The sequence below is a fragment of the Accumulibacter sp. genome (genome assembly GCF_031732815.1).
Taxonomy (GTDB): Bacteria; Pseudomonadota; Gammaproteobacteria; order Burkholderiales; family Rhodocyclaceae; genus Accumulibacter.
In genome coordinates this window covers 1-4,304 of the sequence record NZ_JAVMKF010000171.1, presented here as the reverse complement: position 1 = coordinate 4,304, position 4,304 = coordinate 1, and the positions used below count along the sequence as shown (strand labels likewise).

The 4,304-nt window shown below is 66.3% G+C and carries 3 protein-coding genes; all 3 read left to right on the top strand.

Annotation, left to right across the window (positions count from 1 at the left end):
* Positions 1-656 (top strand): uroporphyrinogen decarboxylase family protein (locus tag RKP46_RS11210; RefSeq protein ID WP_311106720.1); only part of this gene is annotated, 656 nt, incomplete at its 5' end.
* 339 nt (positions 657-995) lie between these two features.
* The gene (locus RKP46_RS11205) at positions 996-3,014 is read left to right on the top strand and encodes a primosomal protein N' (protein WP_311106719.1); all 2,019 of its coding nucleotides are present in this window, start codon (positions 996-998) and stop codon (positions 3,012-3,014) included.
* Between the two features lie 184 nt (positions 3,015-3,198).
* Positions 3,199-4,304, top strand: a 1,106-nt coding sequence (locus tag RKP46_RS11200; RefSeq protein WP_311106718.1) for an exopolyphosphatase, incomplete at its 3' end; no start/stop codon positions are given.

Genomic DNA, 4,304 nt, shown 5'->3' with positions numbered 1-4,304 from the left:
TGATCGGCTTCGCCGGCAGTCCCTACACGCTGGCGTGTTACATGGTCGAAGGCGGTGCGAGCAACGATTATCGCCGGATCAAGCACATGCTTTACGAGCGCCCGGACCTGCTGCACCGGGTTCTGACGGTGACCGCACAGGCCGTCACCGCGTATCTGAACGCGCAGATCGAAGCGGGAGCGCAGGCAGTGATGATCTTCGATACGTGGGGTGGTTCGCTGTCCACGGCGGCGTACCAGGAGTTCTCGCTCGCCTATATGGAAAGGATCGTCGCCGGCCTGGCGAAGGAAAAGGCGGGCGAGCGCATTCCGTCGATCGTCTTCACCAAGGGCGGCGGCCTCTGGCTGGAACAGATCGCACGCATCGGCAGCGATGCCATCGGCCTCGACTGGACGGTAGACATCGGCGAGGCGCGTCGGCGGGTGGGCGACAGGGTCGCCCTTCAGGGCAACCTCGATCCGGGCGTTCTCTTTGCATCGCCGGAAACTATCGCCGCCGAGGCGCACCGCGTGCTTTCCGGCTATGGAGCCGGCGGGACGGGACATGTGTTCAATCTGGGCCACGGGATTTCGCAATTCACGCCTCCGGAAAGCGTCGCCGCTCTGGTCGATGCGGTACATCGGATGAGCCGGATCGAGGCCAGAAACGAAGCATAAGAGCTCACCGGGCGCTCACTTATTCACAGAATGTCCCACAGGTCAAGCCCAAGTGACGAGATTTTTCGGAGGCTTGGCGAATATTTTAAACGCATTGATTTATAAGTCGTTTGAAGTTGCCCATTTTTTCGGCAACGGGCCTGAAACCCTTGCTGCGCGGGCTTTTCGGGCCCTTCGCGCGATTTTGTCCACACCTTTATTCACAAGCGCTGTGCACCGTCTCGAAAGCGCCGATAACTGAACGCTTTACCCTGCATTGCCAGAACTGGAGCGAGCTTCCGGCGGTAACTGACGACCCCCCCTGAAGCGCGCCGCCAGTGCCTTTTGAGGCCGAGCCCCTTGTCGCAAATCGTTCGCGTCGCGCTTGACGTGCCGCTGCACCGCTACTTTGATTACCTGGTTGCCGGCGGCGAGCGCGTGACGACGGCCGACGTCGGCCGCCGTGTTCAGGTACCCTTCGGTCGCCGGACCATGGTCGGAATCATCGTTGAACTGCCGGCAGCGAGCGACCTTCCGAGCGAGCAGTTGCGCCCGATCGAGGGGGTGCTGCGCGACCTGCCGGGCTTGCCGGACGACTGGCTGCGCCTGGCCGAGTTCTGCGCCGGCTACTACCATGCGCCGCCCGGCCAGGTCATGCTGGCAACGCTGCCGGTTGCCCTGCGTTCGCTACCATCGCCGAAAAGGCCCAGGCCGCCGGCTCGCGCCACGGTGCGCGCGGCGGGCGAGCAGACGCTTCCCGAGCTGCGCGCCGAGCAGCAAGCCGTGCTCGCTGCGATCCGGCAGGCCGGCCCCGGTTTTCATTCCTTCCTTCTGCACGGGGTGACCGGCAGTGGCAAGACCGAGGTCTATCTGCGCCTGATCGAGTGCAGTTTGCTCGCCGGAAAGCAGGCGTTGCTGCTGGTGCCCGAGATCAACCTGACACCGCAGCTCGAAGCGCGCGTGGCGGCGCGATTTCCGGCGGTGGCGCTGGTCAGTCTGCACAGTGGCCTGGGCGAAGCGGCCCGCCAGCGCAACTGGCAGGCCGCGCTGACCGGTACGGCGCGGATCGTGCTCGGCACGCGCCTTGCGGTGTTTGCGCCGTTGCCGGCGCTCGGCCTGATCATCGTCGATGAGGAACACGATCCTTCGTTCAAGCAGCAGGATGGAATCCGCTACTCGGCGCGTGATCTTGCCGTCTTCCGGGCGCGCCAGCTTGCCATTCCGATCGTTCTCGGCTCGGCGACGCCGTCGCTGGAGAGCTGGGCCAACGCCAGCGGCGATGCCGGCCGCAACCGCTACCGGCTCCTCTCGTTGCGCGAGCGAGCGGTCGCCGGCGCCCGGCTGCCGCTCGTCCGGCGCATCGACACACGCCTCGATCGAGCCGAAGACGGTCTGTCGTCTGCCCTGCGCGTGGCGCTCGGACAACGTCTGCAGTGCGGCGAGCAGAGCCTCCTGTTCCTCAACCGGCGCGGTTACGCGCCGGTGGTCGGTTGCCCGGCTTGTGGCTGGACGTCAGGTTGCCCGCGCTGCGCGGCGCATCTCGTCCTGCATTTGCGCGATCGCCGGCTGCGTTGTCACCATTGCGGTTTTGCCGTGCCGGTGACGAAAGCCTGTCCGACCTGCGGCAATCAGAATCTGATTGCCTTCGGTCGTGGCACGCAGCGCCTCGAGGCAACGCTCGCCGAGCTCTTCCCGCAGGCCCGCGTCCTGCGCGTCGATCGCGATTCGGCCAGCACGCGCCAACAGTGGGAAGCGCTCGCCGCGCGCATCGAGCGTGGTGAGGCCGACATCCTGGTCGGTACGCAAATGCTCGCCAAAGGGCACGACTTCCCGCGCCTCACGCTGGTCGGTGTGGTCGCACCGGATGCAGCGCTGTTTGCCGCCGACTGGCGTGCCGGCGAGCGGCTCTTTGCCCAGCTGATGCAGGTTGCCGGGCGTGCCGGGCGCGCCGAGCGACCTGGCGAGGTGCTGATTCAGACACAGTTCCCCGAGCACCCGCTTTATCAGGCACTGGTCGAGCACGACTATCCGTCGTTCGCCGCCGTTCAGCTTGCTGAACGACGCCAGGCCGGTTTTCCGCCGTACGCCTATCAGGCGGTATTGCGCGCCGAGGCGCGCGAAATGGACGAGGCGCTCGTGTTTCTGACGAGTGCGCGCGCCCTCGCGCTGGAACTGGGCAGCGCGGCAGTCACCGCTTACGACCCGGTGCCGATGCGTCTGGCCCGCCGCGCCAACCGCGAGCGCGCGCAACTGCTCGTCGAATCCGGCTCGCGGCGCGCGCTGCAGGCATTCCTGAGCACTTGGCAGCTCCGCCTGGTCGCGCTCAAGCTGCCGGCGCAGCTCAGTTGGCATCTCGAAGTCGACCCGCTCGAGTTGTAGCTCGCCCTGGCCATTGCCGCCCATTTTCTTGCGGCGAGTGTGCAAAAGTACCGCAAACCGCCCGCTCTTCGGCGCTATTCTCGTTCGGCTGGCGAGGTCGACAGGTGGCACGGGCAGCACGCGCCGCAGCCGGGATTGACTGATCTTGCAGACCGGGCAATACTCATTAAAAAGGAGTCTTATCGTGTCTTCTGATTCAGTTGCGGCGATCGACCTCGGTTCAAACAGCTTCCACATGATCGTCGCGCGCATCGAAAACGGTCGTGTGCAGGTGCTCGACCGGCTGCGCGAGATGGTTCAGCTTGCCGCCGGACTCGACGAACGCAACCGCCTGTCGAACGCGGCGCAACAGCGGGCACTCGCCTGCCTGGCCCGCTTCGGGCAGCGCGTACGGCACATTCCGCCCGCCCGCCTGCGCATCGTCGGTACGAACACCTTGCGGCAAGCGCGCAACAGCGCCGAATTCGTCGCGCGCGCCGAGCGCGTGCTCGGCCACAAGGTCGAGATCGTCTCCGGGCACGAGGAAGCCCGCCTGATCTATCTCGGCGTTGCGCACAGCGTCGGCGACGTCAGCGGTCAGCGCCTGGTGATCGACATCGGCGGCGGCAGCACCGAACTGATCATCGGGCAGCAGTTCGATCCGCTGCACCTGGCCAGCCTGCGCATGGGCTGCGTCAGCGTCAGCCGGGAATTCTTTGCCGAGGGTCGGATTACCGCCAAGAGTCTGCGGCGAGCTGAGTTGCTCGTCCAGTTGAACCTCGAACCGGTGCGTGAAGACTATCTGGCGCGCGGCTGGGAAGTCGTCACCGGCGCTTCGGGGTCGATCAAGGCCATTCAGGATGTGCTCGTCAGCGAGGGCTGGAGCCGCCAGGGGATCACGCTGGATGCGCTGCGCCGTCTGCGCGCCGCCTTGCTGGAAACCCGCGAGACGTCCGCCATCGCCAGCCGCTGGCAACTGGAAGCGGCGCGCGCACGCGTCTTCGTCGGCGGATTCGTCGTCCTGCACGGGCTGTGCGAGGCGCTCGGCGCGACCCGCATGGAGGTCTCCGAGGGCGCCCTGCGCGAGGGGCTGATCTACGACCTGCTCGGGCGAATCGCCCATGAGGACGTGCGCGACCGGACGATCGCCGAGGTCACCGCCCGCTTCGGTCTGGACGAGGCGCAGGCGGCGCGCGTCAGCGCAACCGCCCTCGACCTGTTGCGCCAGGCACGCGCGAAGTGGCATCTGAACGGCAAGGAGGCGCGCTGCGTGCTCGAGCGAGCGGCTCGTCTGCACGAGGTCGGCTTGCT